At 70.7% G+C, this 1,841-nt stretch carries 2 protein-coding genes; one reads left to right on the top strand and one right to left on the bottom strand.

Annotated elements, in window-relative coordinates:
• Positions 1 to 113: 113 nt before the first annotated feature.
• Positions 114 to 1,187, top strand: a complete 1,074-nt coding sequence (locus tag B7767_RS28800) for an alkene reductase (protein ID WP_085574724.1) — start codon at positions 114 to 116, stop codon at positions 1,185 to 1,187.
• A gap of 180 nt (positions 1,188 to 1,367) precedes the next feature.
• On the opposite strand, the gene B7767_RS28795 is transcribed toward B7767_RS28800, so the two are convergent.
• Positions 1,368 to 1,841 (bottom strand): DUF4240 domain-containing protein (locus B7767_RS28795; protein WP_218775828.1); only part of this gene is annotated, 474 nt, incomplete at its 5' end.

The following is a 1,841-nucleotide window of genomic DNA, read 5'->3' as shown; positions in this document are numbered from 1 at the left end:
ACCCGGGCGCAGCCCCCGCCGCCCCGGCCGGCGCGCCGGAACCGCCCGCGAAGCGGCCGCGCCGCGGCCGGCCCTTCTTCTCTTCCATCCTCCGTGACAACAGGGAGATTTCCATGACGGACGCATTCGCCCCGATCGACGTGGCCGGCCGGCCGATGGCCAACCGCATCGTGATGGCGCCGATGACCCGCAGCCGGGCCTACGGACCGGGAGCCACCGCGACCGGTCTGATGGCGACCTACTACAGCCAGCGCGCGAGTGCCGGCCTCATCGTCACCGAAGGGATACAGCCCTCGCCGGTCGGCCAGGGATACCCCGACACGCCGGGCCTGCATTCGCCGGAGCAGGTGGCCGCCTGGCGCAAGGTCACCGATGCCGTCCACCGTGAAGGCGGAGTGGTCTTCGCGCAGTTGATGCACACCGGCCGCATCGGCCATCCCAGTCTGCTTCCTCCCGGTCTGCACCCCGTCGCGCCCTCACCCGTCGCCGCGAAGGGCCAGGTGTTCACCCACCAGGGGCCGATGGACTTCGTCACCCCGCAGGAACTGGACGCCGACGCCATCGCCCGCACCATCGCCGACTTCGCCGACGCGGCACGCAACGCGATCGCCGCCGGCTTCGACGGGGTGGAGATCCACGGTGCCAACGGCTACCTGATCCACCAGTTCCTCGCACCCAACACCAACCGGCGCACCGACGACTGGGGCGGCGACGTCGCCGGCCGGATCCGCTTCGGCCTGGAGGTCGCCGCCGCCGTCGCGGAAGCGATCGGCGGCCACCGCACCGGCTTCCGCATCTCGCCCGGAAACCCCTACAACGACATCGCCGAGACGGACGCGGTGGACGTGGAGAACACCTACACCACCCTGGTCACCGAGCTCGGCGGCCTGGACCTCGCCTACCTGCACATGATCGAAGGCGCCGACCGGACACTGACCGCACGCCTGCGCAAGACCTGGCCCGCCACGTTCGTCCTCAACCCGCTCACCCACCCCGAGCCCACCGGCCCGGACGCACTCGACCTGGTCCAGGACGGCACCGCGGACATGATCGCCTTCGGCACGCTGTTCCTCGCCAACCCCGACCTGCCCGCCCGTCTGGCCGCCCGGGGTCCGTACAACACACCGGACCCCGCCACCTTCTACGGCGGCGACCACCACGGCTACACCGACTACCCGCACCTGTAGGGTGCCGGCCCGGAGCGGGGAAAGCCGGGGCGACGCCCTCGCCCCGGCTCTCGCCGCCCTCGGCCCGCACCGACGCTGTGACCTGCGGCTTCAGGCCGGATGTCGCCCCATCGTCGGTGCGGTGCGCTTCACTGTCCGTGAGGCCTGGACGAGTACCTGTCCGGCCTGCCTGCGCCCCCCTCACTCCAGATGGAGAGCCGCCAAGCGGGGCAGTCGGCGGGTCATTTCGCCGTGGTCGCCGAAATCGAAGTTCCAGGCGGGGTCCGGCTCCGGGTAGCGGATGGTGAACGCGTCGTCGGGGAGTTGTCCGCCGGTCGCCACGATGTGTGCGTTCCAGACGATGCCCAGCGTCTCCTCGCACTCGAGATCGAATCCGCCGGCCGCCGCCGCCCGCACGACGGGCAGTTCTGCCAGGGCATCGGGGTCGGCGACCACGCGCTCGAAGGTCTCGCGTCCCTGCGCGATCAACCAGCCACGGAAGTAGTCGAAGCCGTCGTCGGAGCATCCACCGTTGATGACGTAGGCGGCGGCCCACAGAGGGTCGGGAACTGCTGGAGTTCGACTGAGCACGAGTGCGTTCTGGCGCGGGTGGGTGAGTGCTGTGGCGGCAGGAGAGTGCGAGATGGCACCCCAGGGATGGGGTGAGAGTTCGCC

The sequence above is a fragment of the Streptomyces sp. 13-12-16 genome (assembly GCF_002114215.1).
In the GTDB taxonomy this organism is placed as follows: Bacteria; Actinomycetota; Actinomycetes; order Streptomycetales; family Streptomycetaceae; genus Streptomyces.
This window is presented reverse-complemented; position numbering and strand designations above follow the sequence as displayed.

Excerpts from the sequence above, each read along its gene's own strand:
- B7767_RS28800 (WP_085574724.1), top strand. The coding sequence starts at position 114 with ATGACGGACGCATTCGCCCCGATCGACGTGGCCGGCCGGCCGATGGCC.